Source organism: Pseudomonas sp. P2S-1 (assembly GCF_057197725.1).
This window is the reverse complement of record NZ_CM170068.1, coordinates 5,360,041-5,380,283: the sequence shown is the minus strand read 5'-3', so window position 1 is coordinate 5,380,283 and position 20,243 is coordinate 5,360,041. Positions and strand designations below refer to the sequence as shown.

Sequence of the window (20,243 nt, the reverse complement as noted above, 5' to 3'; positions counted from 1 at the left end):
CCACCGGTGTCAGCATGGTCTTCTGGCAAAGGAGACTTTCATGAGCCGAGCATTCGTCAACGAAGACCAGGCGGCCAACCAGGCCAGCCAACCGGTCGAACGCAGCATCAGTGATCAACCCAATCATGTCACCGCCCGCGGGCTGGCCCTGCTGCAGGAACGGGTGGCGCAGCTCAATCGCCTGCGCAGCGAACTGCTGGCCCAGGGTGAACGCGGCGACAAGCAGCGCCTGGCGGACACCGAACGCGACCTGCGCTACTTCAGCGCACGGCAACAGAGTGCCCAGGTGGTGCCAGCGGCGACTTCAACGGAAAAGGTACAGATCGGCAGCCGCGTGACCTACGTCGACGAGCAGGAGCGCGAACATAGCGTGCAACTGGTGGGGGAAGACCAGGCCGACATCGCGGCCGGCCTGGTCAACTGGGGTTCCCCGCTGGGCCGGGCGCTGCTGGGAGCGGCGCCCGGTGACGAGGTGGTGTGGCGACGACCGGCGGGCGATCGGACGATCGAGATCGTCGCCATCGAGCCCGAGGCTTAGACCACGCCCTGGGCCAGCATGGCATCGGCGACTTTCACGAAGCCGGCGATGTTGGCGCCCTTGACGTAGTTGATGCGACCGTTCTCTTCACCGTAGTGAACACAGGCGTGGTGGATCGACTGCATGATGTTGTGCAGCTTGCTGTCCACTTCACCGGCGGTCCACAGCAGGCGCATGGCGTTCTGCGACATTTCCAGGCCGCTGACCGCAACGCCACCGGCGTTGGAGGCCTTGCCCGGAGCGAACAGGATGCCCGCTTCGATGAACAGGTCGACCGCTTCCAGGGTAGTCGGCATGTTCGCGCCTTCGGCCACGCAGATGCAGCCGTTGGCCAGCAAGGCACGGGCGTCTTCCAGGTCCAGCTCGTTCTGGGTCGCGCATGGCAGGGCGATGTCGCACGGCAGGCTCCATGGGCGCTGGCCGGCACGGAATTCCAGGCCGAACTGGCTCGCCAGCTCGCTCAGGCGGCCGCGCTTGACGTTCTTCAACTCCATCAGCGCGTCCCACTGGGCGTCGGTCAGGCCGGCCTCAGCGAACAGGGTGCCTTCGGAGTCGGACAGCGAGATCACCTTGCCGCCCAGGTCCATGACCTTGCGCGCGGCGTACTGGGCAACGTTGCCCGAGCCGGAGATGGCTACGCGGCGACCGTCGATGCGCTTGTCTTCGCGCTTGAGCATTTCTTCTGCGAAGTACACGCAGCCGTAGCCGGTGGCTTCAGGACGGATCAGGCTGCCGCCGTAGTTCATGCCCTTGCCGGTCAGCACGGACGTGAACTGGTTGGCCAGACGCTTGTACTGGCCGAACATGAAGCCGATTTCCCGCGCGCCGACGCCGATATCACCGGCCGGTACGTCGAGGTCAGCGCCGATGTGGCGGTACAGCTCGCTCATGAAGGCCTGGCAGAAGCGCATGACTTCGGCGTCGCTCTTGCCCTTCGGATCGAAGTCGGAGCCGCCCTTGCCACCGCCCATGGGCAGGGAGGTCAGGGAGTTCTTGAACACCTGCTCGAAGGCCAGGAACTTCAGTACGCCGATGTTCACCGACGGGTGGAAACGCAGGCCGCCCTTGTACGGGCCGATGGCGCTGCTCATCTGGATGCGGTAGCCGCGGTTGACCTGGACCTTGCCCGCGTCGTCGACCCAGGACACACGGAACAGCACCGCGCGCTCAGGCTCGACCATGCGCTCGAGGATGCCGGCTTCGAGGTAGTGCGGGTTGGCTTCAAGGAACGGCCACAGGCTGCGCAGGACTTCTTCGACAGCCTGGTGGAATTCGGGTTGAGCAGGATCGCGCTGTTTCAGACGCGCGAGGAAGTGATCGACAGATTCAGTCATGAGTAGACATCTCACCCAGGGAGTTGGACTTTTTTGGTTTTTTCGGGACTTTACCAAGAAGCAATCGCACTGGAACAGGGCAAGATGTCGTTTTTCTGAATTTTTTTGGTGCATTTCTGTAAATGTATACAGAATTTGAGGGCCTCATCGCTGGCAAGCCAGCTCCCACAGGTCCGGTGCACGCAGTCCCTGTGGGAGCTGGCTTGCCAGCGATGGGGCCACCACCGACTGAACTCCAGGCACAAAAATGGGGCCACTGAGGGCCCCATTCCTGTGCATCAATCTACCAGCCTTATCAGGCCAGCTTCTTGTGCCGTACCCGGTGCGGCTGGGCAGCAGCGTCACCCAGACGCTTCTTGCGGTCCGCTTCGTACTCGGTGTAGTTACCCTCGAAGAACACCGCCTGCGAGTCATCCTCGTAAGCCAGGATGTGGGTCGCGACGCGGTCCAGGAACCAGCGATCGTGGGAAATCACGATGGCGGCGCCCGGGAAGTCCAGCAGGGCTTCCTCCAGCGAACGCAGGGTTTCGACGTCGAGGTCGTTGGACGGTTCGTCGAGCAGGAGGACGTTGGCACCCTCTTTCAGGGTCAGGGCCAGGTGCAGACGGCCACGCTCACCACCGGAGAGGTCCTTGACGAACTTCTGCTGGTCGCCGCCCTTGAAGTTGAAGCGACCGACGTAGGTACGCGACGGGATCTCGTAGTTGCCGATGCGGATCTGGTCGGAACCGTCGGAGATCTGCTGGAACACGGTCTTGTTGCCGTCCAGATCCTCGCGGCTCTGGTCGACGCAGGCCAGTTGCACGGTGTCGCCGATCTCGATGCTGCCGGAGTCCGGTTGTTCCTTGCCCATCAGCATGCGGAACAGGGTGGATTTACCCGCACCGTTACCACCGATAACGCCGACGATCGCGCCTTTTGGCATGACGAACGACAGGTTGTCGATCAGCACGCGATCGCCATAGCCCTTGGACACGTTCTTGAATTCGATGACCTTGTCGCCCAGGCGCGGACCGGCCGGGATGTAGATCTCGTTGGTCTCGCTGCGCTTCTGGAATTCCTGCGACTGCATTTCCTCGAAGCGCGCCAGACGGGCCTTGGACTTGGACTGGCGGGCCTTGGCGCCTTTGCGCACCCACTCCAGCTCTTCCTTCATGGCCTTTTCATGGGCCGACTGCTGCTTGGATTCCTGGGCCAGACGGTCGGACTTGGCTTCCAGCCAGCCCGAGTAATTGCCCTCGTAAGGAATGCCGGCGCCGCGGTCGAGTTCGAGGATCCAGCCCGCGACGTTGTCCAGGAAGTAACGGTCGTGGGTGATCGCTACCACGGTGCCCGGGAAGTCGTGGAGGAAGTGTTCCAGCCAGGCGACGGAGTCGGCGTCCAGGTGGTTGGTCGGTTCGTCGAGGAGCAGCATGTCCGGGGCGGACAGCAGCAGGCGGCACAGGGCGACGCGGCGTTTTTCACCACCGGACAGGTGCTCGACCTTGGCTTCCCAGGCCGGCAGGCGCAGCGCGTCGGCGGCGACTTCCAGCTGGCGCTCGAGGTTGTGACCGTCGCTGGCCTGCAGGATGGCTTCCAGCTTGGCCTGCTCGGCAGCCAGCTTGTCGAAGTCGGCATCCGGCTCGGCGTAGGCGGCGTAGACCTCGTCCAGGCGGGCCTGGGCGTCCTTGATCACGCTGACCGCTTCCTCGACAACTTCACGCACGGTCTTGGTCGGATCCAGTTGCGGCTCCTGCGGCAGGTAACCGACGTTCAGTTCCGGCATCGGGCGGGCTTCGCCGTCGAACTCGGTGTCGACGCCAGCCATGATCTTCAGCAGGGTGGATTTACCCGAGCCGTTCAGGCCGAGGACGCCGATCTTGGCGCCCGGGAAGAACGACAGGGAAATGTTCTTGAGGATTTCACGCTTGGGCGGAACAACCTTGCTCAGCCGGTGCATGGTGTAAACGTATTGAGCCAAAATGCGGACCTCGCTCGAATCGTTGGAAAAGCCCCGTCCGCGGGACAGGGCTGGACAAAACCAGGTATCGGGGTGGAACGCCGTGTTCTGTCAGGGCAGGCTCACGGCGGGCACAGGCAGCGGCCTCACCCTCGGTAACGGATAATCGGAACCGCCAAGGTTACCCGAACTGGACGCCGCCGGGCAGGGGCTGAGCACCAGAGCCGGCAGCGAACCGATGAACAGGGCTGGCACTTTGCCACAAGTCAGGGCATGCTAGCCGCCCTTCGGGCGTCCGGCTTATAGTGCGCGCTGCGACGACCAGCCAGCCCTACCGCAGGAACCCCGTTTGACCGATCTCACTCAGCCGTCTTCCTCGCGCAAAGCCACTGCTGCGTCAGGTCAGTCCCTGCGCGGTTCGTTGAAGGGTGCCCTGGCGATCCTGGTCCTGCTGTTGCTGGGCCTGCTGTTCTGGCAGACCTTCGATCAATACCGTCATACCCTTGCCGACCGCCGCCAGCACAGCGTCGATGCCAGCGCCGAACTGGCCGACCGCCTCAACCTGAGCCTGGCCCTGCAAGCCGAAAGCACGCGCAACCTGCTGCCCGCCACCACCACGCCACCGAGCGCCGAGGCCATGCCGGCGCTGTTCGCCCGCCTGCACCGTAGCCTGCCGGCCCTCGACAGCGTCGCCTGGCTGGATACCGACGGCCGCATCCTGCGCGACAGCCTGGACGGTTCTCCCGACCAGACAGCGATGAGCGAACTGCTGCGCCTGAACCACGAGCAGGACCATCACTTCAGCAACGCCGCCGGCAATACCTTCGTCTACCTGCTGCTGCGCCAGGGCAAGGTGGCCGACAGCGGCTACTGGCTGCTGCGCTTCGAACCGGCCTGGTACCAGCAACTGACGGAGCGCCTGGAGCACACCGCCCATCCGCAATGGCAACTGGAAAACGGCCAGACTGCGGAAGTCATCAGCCAGCACCTGGAATCCCATCCGACCTCGCCGACCACCGAGGACGCGCCGCTGCACAGCGTGATGCTGGCCTTCATCGACAACAGCGACTGGCAACTGCGTGGCTTCCACGATGCCGAGCGCAGCCGTCGCGAATTGCTTCCGGCGCTGGTTGGCAAGGCCCTGCTCGGCCTGCTCTGCGCCCTGCTGCCGGTGCTGGCGCTGTACAACATGCGCCGGCGCAACCAGATGCTGCAGGAAGGCCGGCGGCGTTATCAGGACATCTTCGAAAGCACCGGCGTGGCCCTGTGCGTGCTGGACCTTTCGGGCCTCGACCCGATCCTCGACCGCCTGCGCCTGCGCAGCCGCTTCGAGCTGGAGCAACGCCTGGAAGCCGACCCGACCCTGCGCGAGCTGCTGCTGCGCGAACTGAAGGTTACCGAGGTCAACCAGGTCGCCCTGCAACTGCTCGGTGTCGATTGCAGCGACGGCGCCTGGCGCCACCTGATCGCCGGCAATGCCCTGGAAAACGGCGGCGTCGGCGTGCAACTGGTCGCCGCGCTGCTGGATCGCCAGTCACGCCTGGAACTGGAAGTGCGCCTGCCCGGTGAGCATGGCCTGGAACAGCACCTGTGGCTGATGGTGCGCTTCCCCGAGCAACGCCGCGATTACCAGGCGGTGATCCTCAGCATCAGCGATATCACCAGCCGCAAGCGCGTCGAGCTGTCGCTGCTGGAGCGCGAGAGTTTCTGGTCCGACGTGGTCCGCACCGTGCCGGACCAGCTCTATGTGCAGGACGTGCAGAGCCTGCGGATGATCTTCAGCAACCGTCACCTCGGCCAGACCCTCGGCTACGAGCGCCACGAGCTGGCCCGCATGGGCGAGTTCTTCTGGGAGATCCTCCTGCATCCGGAAGACGCCGAGCTGTACCGCGGCCTGCGCCGCCAGCAGCGGGAAAGCGGCTATGTCGAGCAACTGCACTGCCAGTTGCGCTTCCGTCATCATGACCAGCGCTGGCGCCGCTACGACATCCGCGAGCAGGTCCTGACCCGCGATGCCGCCGGCCAGGTCACGCGCATCATCGGCGTGGCCAAGGACGTCACCGACCAGCTCGAGGCCAGCGAATCCCTGCGCGACAGCGAGCAGCGCTACCGCATGCTCGCCGAAAGCATCAGCGACGTGATCTTCTCCACCGACGACCAGCTCCAGCTCAACTACGTCAGCCCTTCGGTGCGTGCCGTGCTGGGTTATGACGTCGACTGGATCTTCAACAACGGCTGGCAGTCGACCATCGCCAACCCGGCGCAGCTCGCCGGGCTCTACACCCTGGTCGAGCGGGTCAACCGCGCCCTTGGCAACCCGGCGCAACTGGCCGCCCTGCGCACCCAGGTGCCGACCCAGCTGTTCCTGTTCGACTGCCTGCGCGCCGATGGCCGCAAGATTCCCATCGAATTGCGCCTGGTACTGGTCTGGGACGAACATGACCAGTTCGGCGGCATTCTCGGCGTCGGCCGCGATATCAGCCAGCAGCGCCGTGCGGAAAAAGACCTGCGCATGGCGGCGACGGTGTTCGAGCACTCCACCTCGGCGATCCTCATCACCGACCCGGCCGGCTATATCGTCCAGGCCAACGAAGCCTTCAGCCGGGTCAGCGGCTATGCCGTGCGCGACGTGCTCGACCAGGTGCCGAGCATGCTTACGGTCGAGGGCCAGGAGGATTCGCACCTGCGCTACGTGCTGAAGCAACTGCACCAGCGCGGCACCTGGGAAGGCGAGGTCTGGCTCAAGCGCCGCGATGGCGAGCATTACCCGGCCTGGGTCGGCATCACCGCGGTGCTTGACGACGAAGGCGACCTGGCCAGCTACGTGTGCTTCTTCACCGATATCAGCGAGCGCAAGGCCAGCGAACAGCGCATCCATCGCCTGGCGTACTACGACGCCCTCACCCACCTGCCCAACCGCACGCTGTTCCAGGACCGCCTGCACACCGCGTTGCAGCAGGCCGAGCGGCACAAGTCGTGGGTGGTGCTGATGTTCCTCGACCTCGACCGGTTCAAGCCGATCAACGACTCCCTCGGCCACGCCGCCGGCGACCGCATGCTCAAGGACATGGCCGAGCGCCTGCTCGACTGCGTCGACGACGACGACACCGTGGCGCGCATGGGCGGCGACGAGTTCACCCTGCTCCTGCAACCGCGGGCGACCCGGGAAATGGCCCTGAACAGGGCCATCCACGTGGCCGAGCAGATTCTCTCCAGCCTGGTGCGACCGTTCGTCCTGGAAAACCGCGAATTCTTCGTCACCGCCAGTATCGGCATCGCCCTCAGCCCGCAGGACGGCAGCGAGCTGAGCCAACTGATGAAGAACGCCGACACCGCGATGTACCACGCCAAGGAGCGCGGCAAGAACAACTTCCAGTTCTACCAGGCGGACATGAACGCCAGCGCCCTGGAGCGCCTGGAACTGGAAAGCGACCTGCGCCATGCCCTGGAGCAGAACGAGTTCATCCTTTATTACCAGCCGCAGTTCAGCGGCGACGGCAAGCGCCTGACCGGCGCCGAGGCGCTGCTGCGCTGGCGCCATCCGCAACGCGGGCTGGTGCCGCCGGGCGAGTTCATTCCGGTGATGGAAGAGCTGGGCCTGGTGGTCGACGTGGGCGACTGGGTCATCGCCGAAGCCTCGCGCCAGCTCAAGGCCTGGCACCAGGCCAAGGTGCGGGTGCCGAAGGTCTCGGTGAACATCTCGGCGCGGCAGTTCTCCGATGGCCAGCTGGGCAACCGCATTGCCGCGATCCTCAAGGACACCGGCCTGCCGCCGGCGTGCCTGGAGCTGGAACTCACCGAAAGTATCCTGATGCGTGAAGTCCACGAGGCCATGCAGATCCTCGACAGCCTGAAAAACCTCGGCCTGAGCATCGCGGTCGACGACTTCGGCACCGGCTACTCGTCGCTCAACTACCTCAAGCAGTTCCCCATCGACGTACTGAAGATCGACCGCACCTTCGTCGACGGCCTGCCCGAGGGCGAACAGGACGCGCAGATCGCCCGGGCGATCATCGCCATGGCCCACAGCCTCAACCTCGCGGTGATCGCCGAGGGCGTGGAAACCCACGAACAGCTGGAGTTCCTCCGCGAACACGGCTGCGACGAAGTGCAGGGTTACCTGTTCGGCCGACCGATGCCGGCCAACCAGTTCGAGGCGCAATTCAGCAACGAAACCCTGTTCATGTTGGAATAGCTGCAAGCTTCAAGCGACAAGCCGCAAGTAAAGGCAAATTGCGGTGGGCTTGTGTCTTCGGTCTGGCTCAGGACTGAAAAGCAACGCTATCTGCTTTTTCTTGCGGCTTGCAGCTTAAAGCTTGCGGCTCATGAGCCCCTTTTGTCCGCTAGATGATCCCCTTTCATATGCCAGACAAAAGTCTATGGGGTAGAATGCCGGCCTATTTCAGCCCGATCCTTGAGGACCGCCATGTTCAGCCGTGATTTGACCATTGCCAAGTACGACGCCGAGCTCTTCGAAGCCATGCAGCAGGAAGCCCAGCGCCAGGAAGAGCACATCGAGCTGATCGCTTCGGAAAACTACACCAGCCCGGCCGTGATGGAGGCCCAGGGCTCGGTCCTGACCAACAAGTACGCCGAAGGCTACCCAGGCAAGCGTTACTACGGTGGTTGCGAGTACGTCGACGTGGTCGAGCAACTGGCCATCGACCGCGCCAAGGAGCTGTTCGGCGCTGACTACGCCAACGTCCAGCCGCACGCCGGTTCGCAAGCCAACGCTGCGGTCTACCTGGCCCTGCTGTCGGCTGGCGACACCATCCTCGGCATGAGCCTGGCCCACGGCGGCCACCTGACCCACGGCGCTGCCGTGAGCTCGTCGGGCAAGCTGTACAACGCCATCCAGTACGGCATCGACGGTAACGGCCTGATCGACTACGACGAAGTCGAGCGCCTGGCGGTCGAGCACAAGCCGAAAATGATCGTTGCCGGTTTCTCGGCCTACTCGCAGGTTCTGGACTTCGCCCGCTTCCGCGAAATCGCCGACAAGGTTGGCGCCTACCTGTTCGTCGACATGGCCCACGTGGCTGGCCTGGTTGCCGCTGGCGTGTACCCGAACCCGGTGCCGTTCGCCGACGTCGTCACCACCACCACCCACAAGACCCTGCGCGGTCCACGTGGCGGCCTGATCCTGGCCCGTGCCAACGCCGACATCGAGAAGAAGCTGAACTCTGCGGTCTTCCCTGGTGCCCAGGGCGGCCCGCTGGAGCACGTGATCGCCGCCAAGGCCATCTGCTTCAAGGAAGCGCTGCAGCCTGAGTTCAAGGCTTACCAGCAGCAGGTCGTGAAAAACGCCCAGGCCATGGCCAGCGTGTTCATCGAGCGTGGTTTCGATGTGGTGTCCGGCGGTACCCAGAACCACCTGTTCCTGCTCTCGCTGATCAAGCAGGAGATCTCCGGTAAAGATGCCGACGCTGCCCTGGGCCGCGCCTACATCACCGTGAACAAGAACTCCGTGCCTAACGACCCACGTTCTCCGTTCGTCACCTCCGGCCTGCGCTTCGGTACTCCGGCCGTCACCACTCGTGGCTTCAAGGAAGCCGAGTGCAAGGAACTGGCTGGCTGGATCTGCGACATCCTGGCTGACCTGAACAACGAAGCGGTGATCGACGCCGTTCGCGAGAAGGTCAAGGCCATCTGCAAGAAGCTGCCTGTCTACGGCAACTGATTCAGGGCTGTACTGAAAAAACCGATGCCGGGTGACTGGCATCGGTTTTTTTTGTGGCTGGAAGATCGCCACCGCCTCTTGTGGGAGCTGGCTTGCCAGCGATGAGGCCGGCCCGGGCAATGATGTTGTCAGATCGGGCCAAATCGCTGGCAAGCCAGCTCCCACAGGGTCCGTAGTGTTCTCTGAATCAGTGCGCCAACGCCTCGAACCCCGCCCGGATCTTTTCCTCCGGCAACTGATCGGCAATGAACACCATCACGCTCTCCCGCGCCTCGCCCTCGGCCCATTCGGTATCCCAGTCGAAGCCATACAGCTTCAGCACGCCCTGGAACACCAGGCGCCGATCTTCCCCGGCGATATTCAGCACGCCCTTGTAGCGCAGCAACTGCTTGCCATGCTCCTCCAGCAGTTCGTTCATGAACCCGCTGAGCCGGTCGATATCCAGCGGCGTTTCAGTGCGCAGCACCAGGCTGGAAATCCGGTCCGGCGTGGTGTTCGCCGACACCGGCCGCAGGCTCATCCCGCCACCGAGGTCGGCATTCAGGTTGAACCCGCGCACATCGAGCAATTCGGCCAGGTCGATCTGCCCATGCTCCACCACCCGCACCGGCGCGCGACGGTTGATCCGCCCCAGCCGCGCCGTCAGCGCCTCGACCGTGGCGTCATCCACCAGGTCGGTCTTGCTCAGCAGCAGGCGGTCGGCAAACCCCACCTGCGCCTGGGCAATCGCCTGGGTCAGGTGCAGGTCGGCATGGGCGGCGTCGACCAACGTGATGATGCCGTCGAGGATATAGCGATCGCGCAGTTCCTCGTCGATGAAGAAGGTCTGCGCCACCGGCGCCGGGTCGGCCAGGCCGGTGCATTCGATCACCAGGCGGTCGAAGGCGATCTCGCCGCTGTCCAGACGCTCCATCAGCAGGAACAGGGCCTTGGTCAGGTCGGTGTGGATGCTGCAGCAGACGCAGCCGTTGGCCAGGGTCATGACCTCGACCGGCGCATCGCCGAGCAGTTGGCTGTCGATGCCGGCATCGCTGAATTCGTTTTCGATGACGGCGATCTTCAGGCCGTGCTCGGCCTTGAGGATATGGCGCAGCAAGGTGGTCTTGCCGGCGCCGAGGAAACCGCTGAGCACGGTCACGGGAATGGGGGAATGCACACGAATTCTCCTGACACTGAAAATGACTGTGGGAGCCCGGCGCACCGGGCTCCCACAGGTTTGTCGCTAGCGGCCGAAGCTCAACAGCACTTCGGCCCACCCTTGCCACCGTAACGGGCTTCCTGGCGCTCGCGGAAGAACGCCTCGTAGCTCATCACCGGTTTGTCCGGGTGCTTCTTCTGCATGTGCTCGACGTAGTTGTCGTAGTCGGGCATGCCGACCATCAGGCGGGCTGCCTGCCCCAGGTACTTACCCAGTCGACCCAGATCGTTGAACATCACTGCATTCCTCTATCAAGCGTCCGGCTGGGCCTGGAACGGGGTCTCTTTGTCGGTGCGCTCTTTCTTGCCGAGGGCGGCGTAGCCGACCTTGAGGGCGAAGAACAGAATGCTGAAGACCACGACCAGGAACAGCACGGTCAGGGTGGCGTTGGTGTACGCGTTGAAAATCACGTGCTGCATCTGCCCGATGTCCTTGGCCGGAGCCAGGACCTGACCAGCGTCCAGCGCGGTGCTGTACTTGTTGGCCAGGGCCAGGAAGCCGACTGCCGGGTTCGGGTCGAACAGCTTGATCAGGCCCGCGGTGGTGGTGCAGATCAGCAGCCACACCGCAGGGACCAGGGTGACCCAGATGTACTGCTGGCGCTTCATCTTGATCAGGACCACGGTGCCCAGCATCAGGGCGATACCCGCGAGCATCTGGTTGGAGATGCCGAACAGCGGCCACAGCGTGTTGATGCCCCCCAGCGGATCGATCACGCCCTGGTACAGCAGGTAGCCCCAGAGCGCCACGCAACCGGCGGTGGCGAGCAGGTTGGCGCCCCACGATTCGGTACGTTTCAGCGCCGGGACGAAACTGCCCAGCAGGTCCTGGAGCATGAAGCGCCCGGCACGGGTACCGGCGTCCACCGCAGTGAGGATGAACAGCGCCTCAAAGAGGATCGCGAAGTGGTACCAGAAGGCCATGGTGTTTTCACCCGGCAGCACCTGGTGGAGGATCTGCGCGATACCCACCGCCAGGGTCGGCGCACCACCGGCACGGGCCAGGATGGTGTGCTCGCCGATGTCGCGGGCGGTCGCTTCCAGTTGTTCCGGGGTGATGGTGAAGCCCCAGCTGCTGACCGTCTGCGCTACCGAGACCACGTCGGCACCGACCACGGCGGCCGGGCTGTTCATGGCGAAGTAGACGCCCGGCTCGATCACCGAAGCAGCGACCATGGCCATGATGGCGACGAAGGACTCCATCAGCATGCCGCCGTAGCCGATGTAACGGGCGTTGACCTCGTTATCCAGCAGCTTCGGCGTGGTCCCCGAGGAGATCAGCGCGTGGAAGCCGGACACCGCGCCACAGGCGATGGTGATGAACAGGAACGGGAACAGGGTGCCTTTCCAGACCGGACCGGTGCCGTCGGTGAACTGGGTCAGCGCCGGCATTTTCAGCTCGGGGGCGATGATCAGGATGCCGATGGCCAGACCGACGATGGTGCCGATCTTGAGGAAGGTGGAGAGGTAGTCACGCGGTGCCAGCACCAGCCAGACCGGCAGGACGGCGGCAACGAAACCGTAGCCCACCAGCATCCAGGTGATCTGCACGCCAGTGAAGGTGAACGCCGGGCCCCACACCGGATCTGCAGCCACCTGGCCCCCCAGCCAGATCGACAGCAGCAGCAGGACCACGCCGATGATCGAAATCTCACCGATATGGCCCGGGCGGATGTAGCGCATATAGATGCCCATGAACATCGCGATCGGGATGGTCGCCATCACGGTGAACATACCCCACGGGCTCTCGGCCAGGGCTTTCACCACGATCAGCGCCAGCACCGCGAGGATGATGATCATGATCAGGAAGCAGCCGAACAGGGCGATGGTCCCCGGGATGCGGCCCATCTCCTCGCGCACCATGTCGCCCAGGGAGCGGCCGTTGCGGCGGGTGGAGAGGAACAGGATCATGAAGTCCTGTACCGCACCGGCCAGGACCACACCGGCGATCAGCCAGAGCGTACCCGGCAGGTAGCCCATCTGCGCGGCGAGTACCGGGCCCACCAGCGGGCCGGCGCCGGCAATGGCAGCGAAGTGGTGACCGAAGAGGATGTGCTTGTTGGTCGGGACATAGTCCAGGCCATCGTTGTTGAGCACCGCCGGGGTGGCCCGACGGGGATCGAGTTGCATCACCTTGGTGGCGATGAACAGGCTGTAGTAACGGTACGCAACCAGATAGATCGCCACCGAGGCGACGACGATCCACAAGGCATTGATGGCTTCACCACGCCGCAGGGCAACCACCCCGAGCGCACAGGCCCCTAGTACTGCCAGCACCAGCCAGGGGATATGGCGGGCCAGGCTATTATTGTTGTTCATGGTTCGCTTCCATAATGGTTTGAAAGGTAGCGCTTCGAGTCTAGCGACACTGGCCGGAAAGGCCAGCCCCAACGTTGGTCTAGAGCCTCCAGAGCCCATGGCCACTAGCCGAGATTGCGCGCCTTGGACGGTGCTGGCAAGCACTACACTATAGTTGTCGGGGCACACCCCCGGAGAGCCGAGCATGAGTGAGCAGAACGAACGCAGACGCTTCAAGCGCATCAACTTCGATGCCCCTACCGAACTGATCCAAGGCGAGCGTCGCTGGCAGGTCGAACTGATCGATATCTCCCTCAAGGGCCTGCTGATCGAATCCCCCGTCAACTGGGATGCCGACGCCGAGCAACCCTTCGCGGCGGTCATCACCCTCAGCCCGGACGCGAAGGTGCACATGCAGGTGCAATTGCGTCATATAGAAGAAGCTCACCTGGGCTTTCTTTGCGTCGCCATCGACCTGCCGTCGATGGAACATCTGCGCCGCCTTGTGGAGCTCAACCTGGCCGACCGCACCGAACTGGAGCGCGAATTCGACCAATTGATCAGGTTTTAAGATCTTTTAGCTTCCTACCCTTTTCACCCTGCCGAGTTTTCCTGTCCACCTGGACAGCTTATTTCGCGCTGTACACGGTTTTTCCTACGCCGTGGTACAGCGCTTTCGCCTTTCTGGAACGATTACTGCAACCGTGATCTGGCCAAATCAATGGCCTTACTGTTTCTGCGCCAATCGATAAATTGTATACAATTCTCCTAGCAATACTTGGCAACAGATGTCTACAGTAGCGGCACAACAATAAATACCGAGATCCTGCTCCCATGAATACGTCCTCACCAAGCACGTCTTCCACCGCGCCTCGTCCGGAAGACGAAAACCTCGGCCTGGGTGCCAACGTCGCTTATGGTCTGCAACACGTTCTGACGATGTATGGCGGTATCGTTGCGGTGCCGCTGATTCTTGGCCAGGCTGCCGGCCTGGGCCCTGCCGAGATCGGTCTGCTGATTGCCGCATCGCTGTTCGCCGGTGGCCTGGCCACCCTCCTGCAAACCCTCGGCCTGCCGTTCTTCGGTTGCCAGTTGCCGCTGGTCCAGGGCGTATCGTTCGCCGGCGTGGCGACCATGGGCGCGATCCTCTCCACCGAAGGCGGCGGCGGTCTGCCGGGCGTGCTCGGTGCGGTAATGGCGGCCTCGTTCCTCGGCTTCCTGATCACCCCGATCTTCTCGCGCATCACCAAGTACTTCCCGCCGCTGGTGACCGGCATCGTCATCACCACCATCGGCCTGACCCTGATGCCGGTCGCGGCGCGCTGGGTGATGGGCGGCAACAGCAAGTCGCCGGAATTCGGCAGCATGGAGAACATCGGCCTGGCGGCCCTGACCTTCACCTTCGTGCTGGCCCTGAGCAAGCTCGGCAGCGCCTCGATCTCGCGCCTGTCGATCCTCCTGGCGATGGTCATCGGCACCCTGATCGCCTGGTCGCTGGGCATGGCCGACTTCAGCAAGGTGCTGGACGGTCCGCTGGTAGCCATGCCGTCGCCGTTCCATTTCGGCATGCCGACCTTCCACATCGCCGCGATCCTGTCGATGTGCATCGTGATCATCGTGACCCTGGTGGAAACCTCGGCGGACATCCTTGCCGTCGGTGAAATCATCGAGACCAAGGTCGACTCCCGCCGCCTCGGCGACGGCCTGCGGGCCGACATGGCGTCGAGCATCCTGGCGCCGATCTTCGGCTCCTTCACCCAGAGCGCCTTCGCCCAGAACGTCGGCCTGGTCGCCGTCACCGGCGTCAAGAGCCGCTACGTGGTCGCCACCGGTGGCGTGATCCTGGTGATCCTCGGCCTGCTGCCGATCATGGGTCGGGTGATTGCCGCGGTACCGACCTCGGTACTGGGCGGCGCGGGCATCGTGCTCTTTGGCACCGTGGCGGCGAGCGGTATCCGCACCCTGTCCAAGGTCGAGTACAAGAACAACATGAACCTGATCATCGTCGCCGCCTCCCTGGGCTTCGGCATGATCCCGATCGCGGCACCGAACTTCTACGATCACTTCCCGAACTGGTTCGAAACCATCTTCCACTCCGGCATCAGCTCGGCAGCGATCATGGCGATTTCCCTGAACCTGCTGTTCAACCACTTCAAGGTCGGCAACTCCGATCAGCAATCGGTGTTCGCTGCCGGCTACGAGCGCACCGTCGTCTACTCCGATATCTCTGCCCTGCGTGACGGCGACTACTTCAAGGACGGCAAGCTGTTCGATGCCGAAGGGAAGGAAATCCCGATGGTGGCCGAAGATGAACATGCCGGAACGGCGCCGCGACGAAAGGCTGTCGCCGAGCACTGATGACACGGCAGTAACCGGGGGCCGGTGCGCAAGCACCGGTCCCTTTTTTGCCTGTGTGGAATGAGGTTGTCTGGACCGGCCTCATCGCTGCATAGGTATATACACATCTCTCGCTCAGGGCTCGGATGGCGGGTCAACGCAGAATCTGTAGGAGCGTGGCTTGCCCGCGAAGGGCCGCAAAGCGGCCCCAAAACCTGCCACGCCGAGTATCTGGATGCACTGAGGCCAAGCAGGCGCTGAATCCAGAAAACCATTCACTAGCCAGCTCGTGCTGGATGGTTTTGGGGCCGCTTTGCGGCCCTTCGCGGGCAAGCCACGCTCCTACCTGAACCGCGTCGGCCATCAGCCCGAGATGTGTAGATACCTATGCTCATCGTTGGCAAGCCACACAAGGTCCTGCGGCGCACGCGGCCCCCGTGGGAGCTGGCTTGCCAGCGATAGGGCCATCAGCAACGACACCAGTCTTCCTGCCTCACCGACTGGCGAAATACCGATCCAGCCGCTGCAAATCACTGGCTTCCAGGGTCCCCGCCAGATAGTGCACCTGCAACCACGCCCGCAAGTAGTCATGCCGCGCCTGGGCCAGGTCCCGCCGCGCGCCATACAGCTGCTGCTCGGCATTCAGCACATCGAGATTGACCCGCTCCCCGCCCGCCACGCTCTTGCGTGTCGCTTCGATCAGGCGATCCGCCGACTCCACCGCCAATTCATAGGCCCGGATCTTCGCCACGCTGCTGGCGCACAGGTTGAACTGCTTGCGCAGCTCGTTAAGGGTTTCGCTGAGCAGGCCGTCCAGCTGGTACTGCACCTGGTCGCGCTGCGCGGCAGCCTGCCGGGTCGCCGCCGAGACACCCCCACCAGCGAACAACGGCACACTGAGCTGGATGCCGATGCTGTCGGTGTCATAACGCTGGTTGTAGGTGCTCTCCGAACTGGAACTGGAGCGCCCGGTACTGGCATAGGCACTGAGGCTCGGCAGGTGCCCGGCGCGATTGCGCTCGACGCCCTGGTCCGCCGCTTCGACGGCATGCCGCTGGGCGATCAGCTGGGCGTTGTTGCTTACCGCCAGGTTGCGCCAGTGCTCGAAGTTGCCCGGCGCCAGCGGGTCCACCTTGAAGCCGGCCGCCAGGGGCGCGAGGTCTTCCACCTCCAGCGGTTCGCCAACGATGGCCTGCAAGGTGCGCAGCGCGGCATCGAGAGTGTCCGTCGCCTCGATCTCCTGGGCCTTGGCCAGCTCGTAGCGGGCACGGGTTTCCAGGACGTCGGTGCGAGTGCCCTCGCCGCCTATCAACAGCCGCTCGTTGAGGGTCAGTTGCTCGGCATAGGCCCGGCGCTGGGCCTGGGCCAGGGCGATCTGCTCGTTGGCAAACAGCGCCTCGCTGTAGGCCTGGAACAGCCGCACCACCAGCTCCTGCCCGCGCCCGCGAAACTGCGCATCGGCCAGCAACGCCTTGGCCACGCCCTGGCGATACTCGGCCCAGGCGCCGTAGTCGAACAGCGGCTGCTGCAGGGTCAGGGTCGAGGAATAACTGCGGTAGTCACGCTGCTGGGTGATATTCCCGACCGTGGTCGATTGGGTCACCTCGGAGTCGTTGCGCGCATTGCTGTAGCGGTACGACAGGTTGGGCAACAGCCTGGCCCGGCCAATGGCGCGGTACTCCAGCCCGGCATCGCGCTCGGCAATGGCGGCGTGGAAGGTTGGGTCGTTGCGCAGGGCCAGGGCGAAGGCATCGCTCAGGTCGAGCGCCGCCGCCGGCAGGCTCAGGCCCAGCAGGACCACACAGGACAACAGGCGCATCATTCCTCCGCCAGGGCGACATGGGCCCGGTCGGTCAACGGCTTGAACAAGTAGTTGAGCATCGAGCGTTCACCCGTCCGCACGAAGGCTTCCACCGGCATGCCCGGGCGGATGTCCTGGCCGGCCAGTTGCTGCTGCCCTTCTGCGCCGACGCGCACACGCACCTGGTAATAAGGCTGGCCATTTTTCTCGTCCAGCAGGCGGTCGGCTGACACCAGGGTCACCTCGCCCTCGACCCGCGGCGTGGTGCTCTGGTTGAAGGCCACGAACAACAACTCCACTGGCAGCCCCGGGTGCAGGCGGTCCACCAGCTCCACCGAAGCCCGGGCATCCACCAGCAGCGGAACATCGCTGGGGACGATCTCCATCAGCGACTGCCCGCGGGCGATCACCCCACCATTGGTGAACACGCTGGACCCTACCACCGTGCCGCTGGCCGGAGCCTTGATCTCGGTGCTGGCCAGATCGAAGGCGGCGCTGCGCAGGCGGTTGTCGAGATCGGCGGCATTGGACTGCGCCTCGGTGAGCTGCTGGCTGACCTCGCGCTGGTATTCCTGCTGACGCTGGCCGATGCGCAGTTTCAACTCCTGCAACTGGCGGCGGGTGCGGCCGATATTACCCAGGTCCTCTGAAATCGAGCCGTTGACCTGGGAGAACAGGCGCTCGCTTTCCAGCAGGCGATTGCGCGGGATGTAACCGTCCCGGGCCAGCTCGCGCAGGCCCTGCAACTGTTCCTGCAGGGCGCTGCGCTGGTCCTGCTTCGCCACCATCGAGCCTTGCAGGCCGTCGAGGCTGGCCTGGGAGCCGGCGATGCTTTCACGCATGCCGCCGAGTTCCATTTCCAGGGCCTGGCGACGACTGCCCAGCAGTTGCCGCTGGGTTTCCAGGATCGCCGCCAGCCAGGGCTCGCCGGCGTCCTTCAGCAACTCCGGCGAGTACTGCACCGCGCTTTGTCCATCCCGCTCGGCGACCAGGCGGGCCTGCATGGCCCGGGCGGTGAGCAACTGCACCCGCAGCGATTCGTACTGGGCCCGGGCCTGGGTCGGGTCCAGACGCAACAGCACCTGGCCGGCCGTGACCTGGTCACCATCGCGCACCAGCAGTTGTTCGATCACCCCGCCGGTGGGGTGCTGCACCGCCTGGCGGCTGCCGGCGACCACGACGTTGCCGGACAACGGCACGCCCTTGTCCAGCGGGGCCAGCGCGGCCCAGAGCATGAAGCCGCCAAAGCCGGCGATGACCATCCAGCGCCCGATACGCGCAGGGCGGCGCTCATCCATGGCGAGGACATTGTTGGGAAGAGGAGCGGTTGCAGTCATCGATCAGGCTCTCGGTGTGCCGTAGCTCATGCTGACGCTGGCAGGGCTGCGCAGCGCGGTGGGGCCTGGGACAGCGGCAGGACGGGCGGCTTTTTGCAGGTCCTGGAGCACCCGCACGGTGGGCCCGAAGGCCTGCAACTGGCCGTTCTGCAGGACCAGCAGTTTCTCCAGGCCGGACAGCAATGCCGGCTTATGGGTGATCAGGATCAGCGTGCGGCGCGCCTCGCGGACCTTGGCCACCGCAGCGAGCAAGGCCTGTTCGCCGGCTTCGTCGAGGTTGGAATTGGGCTCGTCGAGGACGATCAACGCCGGTAGCCGGTACAACGCCCGGGCCAGGCCGATGCGCTGGCGCTGGCCACCGGAAAGACCGCTGCCGCCCTCGCCCAGCACGGTGTCATAGCCCGCCGGGAACTTGAGGATCATGTCGTGCACCCCGGCCAGTTGCGCGGCAGCGACCACCGCATCGGCGTCCACCTCGCCAAGCCGGGCGATGTTCTCGGCGATGCTGCCAGCGAACAGTTGCACGTCCTGGGGCAGGTAGCCGATATGCTGGCCGAGCAGGCTTTTGTCCCAGCGTTGTAGGTCGGCGCCGTCCAGGCGCACCTTGCCGTCGAAGGGATTCGCAGCGCCCACCAGCAAGCGGGCCAGGGTGGATTTTCCGGAGCCGGAGGCACCGATGATGCCCAAGGAATCACCGGATTCGAGGGCGAAGGCGAGATTGCTCAGGCAGGGTTTGCGCGTGCCCGGCAGCAACGCGGTGACCTGCTCGACGGACAGGCGGCCGGTGGGCGCCGGCAGCGGCATGCCCTCGGGACGCGGCGGTTGCGCCTGCAACAGTTCGTTGAGGCGGACATAGGCCTGGCGTGCCGAACCCCACTGGCGCCAGACCGCGATCAACTGGTCGATGGGCGCCAGCACCCGGCCCATCAGGATCGAGCCGGCGACCATCATGCCCGGGCTGACCTGCTTCTCCAGCGCCAGCCAGGCACCGAGGCCGAGGACCAGGGATTGCAGGGTCAGGCGCAGGGTCTTGGATACGGCGGTCACCGCCGCGGCGCGCTCGCTGCCATGGTTCTGCAGGCCGAGAAAGCCGTGGTGCAGCGCGGTCCAGCGCTGGCGGACCACGCCGAGCATGCCCATGGCTTCCATCGCCTCGGCATTGCGCAGGTTGCCGCTGGCCTGTAAACCGGCCTGCTGGGACAGTTGCCCGGCTTCGGCGAAGGGCTTTTGCGTCAGGCGCTCGTTGAGCCAGGCCAGGACCGTCAGCAGCACCGCACCGACCAACGCCATCAGCCCCAGCCAGGGGCTGAACAGGAACATCACCGCGAGGTACACCGGGAACCACGGCGCATCGAAGAAGGCGAACAGCGCCTGGCCAGTGGCGAACTGGCGCAGGCTGGTCAGGTCCGCCAGCACCTGGCCGGCGGCGCCCTTGCTACCGGCCAGGCTGGCTTCATAGGCGGCCTGGAATACCCGGGGGTTGAGGCGCAGGTCCATCTGCGTGCCGAGGCGGATCACCACCAGGCTGCGCACCCACTCCAGCAGGCCCATGAAGGCGAACAGGCCGACCACCATCAGGCTGAGCATCAGCAGGGTCATCTCGTTGCCCGAGGACAGCACCCGGTCGTAGACCTGCAGCATGTACAGGGCCGGCGCCAGCATCAGCAGGTTGATCACCGCGGTGAACAGGCCGACATTGGCAAAGCCGGCGCGGCAGGCCTTGAGCGCCTGGCGCACTTCGTTGCCCGAAACGGGAGCGGTTCCCATTGCTTGGATTCCTCG

At 64.3% G+C, this 20,243-nt stretch carries 13 protein-coding genes; 5 read left to right on the top strand and 8 right to left on the bottom strand.

Going from position 1 to position 20,243, the window contains the following annotated elements; all coding sequences use genetic code 11:
- The first annotated feature begins 40 nt into the window (after window positions 1–40).
- The gene (locus AC2CQI_RS24050) at window positions 41–538 is read left to right on the top strand and encodes a GreA/GreB family elongation factor (RefSeq protein WP_484578094.1); all 498 of its coding nucleotides are present in this window, start codon (window positions 41–43) and stop codon (window positions 536–538) included.
- On the opposite strand, the gene gdhA is transcribed toward AC2CQI_RS24050, so the two are convergent.
- Both gdhA and ettA read right to left on the bottom strand, forming a co-directional pair.
- Window positions 535–1,872 carry an NADP-specific glutamate dehydrogenase gene (gene gdhA / locus AC2CQI_RS24045; RefSeq protein ID WP_075801511.1) on the bottom strand — a complete coding sequence of 446 codons (1,338 nt, stop codon included), beginning with the start codon at window positions 1,870–1,872 and terminating at the stop codon, window positions 535–537. The genes AC2CQI_RS24050 and gdhA overlap by 4 nt on opposite strands.
- A 295-nt stretch (window positions 1,873–2,167) precedes the next feature.
- Window positions 2,168–3,832, bottom strand: a complete 1,665-nt coding sequence (gene ettA, locus AC2CQI_RS24040; RefSeq protein WP_484578093.1) for an energy-dependent translational throttle protein EttA — start codon at window positions 3,830–3,832, stop codon at window positions 2,168–2,170.
- A 328-nt stretch (window positions 3,833–4,160) separates the two neighbouring features.
- Here ettA and AC2CQI_RS24035 point away from each other — a divergent pair, with 328 nt between their 5' ends.
- Both AC2CQI_RS24035 and glyA read left to right on the top strand, forming a co-directional pair.
- Window positions 4,161–8,006 carry a bifunctional diguanylate cyclase/phosphodiesterase gene (locus AC2CQI_RS24035; RefSeq protein WP_075801513.1) on the top strand — a complete coding sequence of 1,282 codons (3,846 nt, stop codon included), beginning with the start codon at window positions 4,161–4,163 and terminating at the stop codon, window positions 8,004–8,006.
- 231 nt (window positions 8,007–8,237) lie between these two features.
- Window positions 8,238–9,491, top strand: coding sequence for a serine hydroxymethyltransferase (gene glyA, locus AC2CQI_RS24030; protein WP_075801514.1), 1,254 nt, complete (start codon window positions 8,238–8,240; stop codon window positions 9,489–9,491).
- A 187-nt stretch (window positions 9,492–9,678) separates the two neighbouring features.
- Here the strand turns inward: glyA and yjiA are convergent, their stop codons facing one another.
- The 3 genes from yjiA to AC2CQI_RS24015 all read right to left on the bottom strand — a co-directional run bounded on the left by yjiA (window position 9,679) and on the right by AC2CQI_RS24015 (window position 13,007).
- Window positions 9,679–10,647, bottom strand: coding sequence for a GTPase (gene yjiA, locus AC2CQI_RS24025; RefSeq protein ID WP_075801515.1), 969 nt, complete (start codon window positions 10,645–10,647; stop codon window positions 9,679–9,681).
- Between the two features lie 80 nt (window positions 10,648–10,727).
- Complete coding sequence (locus AC2CQI_RS24020) at window positions 10,728–10,925, bottom strand: YbdD/YjiX family protein (RefSeq protein ID WP_075801516.1); 198 nt, start codon at window positions 10,923–10,925, stop codon at window positions 10,728–10,730.
- Window positions 10,926–10,940: 15 nt separating this feature from the next.
- A complete protein-coding gene (locus tag AC2CQI_RS24015) occupies window positions 10,941–13,007 on the bottom strand; it encodes a carbon starvation CstA family protein (protein WP_075801517.1) in 2,067 nt (688 codons plus the stop codon).
- A 184-nt stretch (window positions 13,008–13,191) separates the two neighbouring features.
- Here AC2CQI_RS24015 and AC2CQI_RS24010 point away from each other — a divergent pair, with 184 nt between their 5' ends.
- On the top strand, window positions 13,192–13,557 hold the full coding sequence (locus tag AC2CQI_RS24010; protein ID WP_484578092.1) for a PilZ domain-containing protein: 366 nt from the start codon (window positions 13,192–13,194) through the stop codon (window positions 13,555–13,557).
- Between the two features lie 263 nt (window positions 13,558–13,820).
- Window positions 13,821–15,344, top strand: coding sequence for a nucleobase:cation symporter-2 family protein (locus AC2CQI_RS24005; RefSeq protein WP_075801519.1), 1,524 nt, complete (start codon window positions 13,821–13,823; stop codon window positions 15,342–15,344).
- 472 nt (window positions 15,345–15,816) lie between these two features.
- On the opposite strand, the gene AC2CQI_RS24000 is transcribed toward AC2CQI_RS24005, so the two are convergent.
- From AC2CQI_RS24000 to AC2CQI_RS23990, 3 genes are read right to left on the bottom strand one after another with little or no spacing between them, the layout of a single operon-like run.
- Window positions 15,817–17,142, bottom strand: coding sequence for a TolC family outer membrane protein (locus tag AC2CQI_RS24000; protein WP_484578091.1), 1,326 nt, complete (start codon window positions 17,140–17,142; stop codon window positions 15,817–15,819).
- Entirely contained in the window at window positions 17,142–18,461 is a 1,320-nt protein-coding gene (locus tag AC2CQI_RS23995; RefSeq protein ID WP_484578090.1) for an HlyD family type I secretion periplasmic adaptor subunit, read from the bottom strand. Before AC2CQI_RS23995 ends, AC2CQI_RS24000 begins: the two co-directional genes overlap by 1 nt.
- A 3-nt stretch (window positions 18,462–18,464) precedes the next feature.
- The gene (locus AC2CQI_RS23990; protein WP_484578089.1) at window positions 18,465–20,228 is read right to left on the bottom strand and encodes a type I secretion system permease/ATPase; all 1,764 of its coding nucleotides are present in this window, start codon (window positions 20,226–20,228) and stop codon (window positions 18,465–18,467) included.
- Window positions 20,229–20,243 lie beyond the last annotated feature (15 nt).

Excerpts from the sequence above, each read along its gene's own strand:
- gdhA (WP_075801511.1), bottom strand. The coding sequence starts at position 1,872 with ATGACTGAATCTGTCGATCACTTCCTCGCGCGTCTGAAACAGCGCGAT.
- AC2CQI_RS24050 (WP_484578094.1), top strand. The coding sequence starts at position 41 with ATGAGCCGAGCATTCGTCAACGAAGACCAGGCGGCCAACCAGGCCAGC.
- AC2CQI_RS24000 (WP_484578091.1), bottom strand. The coding sequence starts at position 17,142 with ATGCGCCTGTTGTCCTGTGTGGTCCTGCTGGGCCTGAGCCTGCCGGCG.
- AC2CQI_RS24010 (WP_484578092.1), top strand. The coding sequence starts at position 13,192 with ATGAGTGAGCAGAACGAACGCAGACGCTTCAAGCGCATCAACTTCGAT.
- AC2CQI_RS24020 (WP_075801516.1), bottom strand. The coding sequence starts at position 10,925 with ATGTTCAACGATCTGGGTCGACTGGGTAAGTACCTGGGGCAGGCAGCC.
- AC2CQI_RS24015 (WP_075801517.1), bottom strand. The coding sequence starts at position 13,007 with ATGAACAACAATAATAGCCTGGCCCGCCATATCCCCTGGCTGGTGCTG.
- glyA (WP_075801514.1), top strand. The coding sequence starts at position 8,238 with ATGTTCAGCCGTGATTTGACCATTGCCAAGTACGACGCCGAGCTCTTC.
- AC2CQI_RS24005 (WP_075801519.1), top strand. The coding sequence starts at position 13,821 with ATGAATACGTCCTCACCAAGCACGTCTTCCACCGCGCCTCGTCCGGAA.
- AC2CQI_RS23990 (WP_484578089.1), bottom strand. The coding sequence starts at position 20,228 with ATGGGAACCGCTCCCGTTTCGGGCAACGAAGTGCGCCAGGCGCTCAAG.
- AC2CQI_RS23995 (WP_484578090.1), bottom strand. The coding sequence starts at position 18,461 with ATGACTGCAACCGCTCCTCTTCCCAACAATGTCCTCGCCATGGATGAG.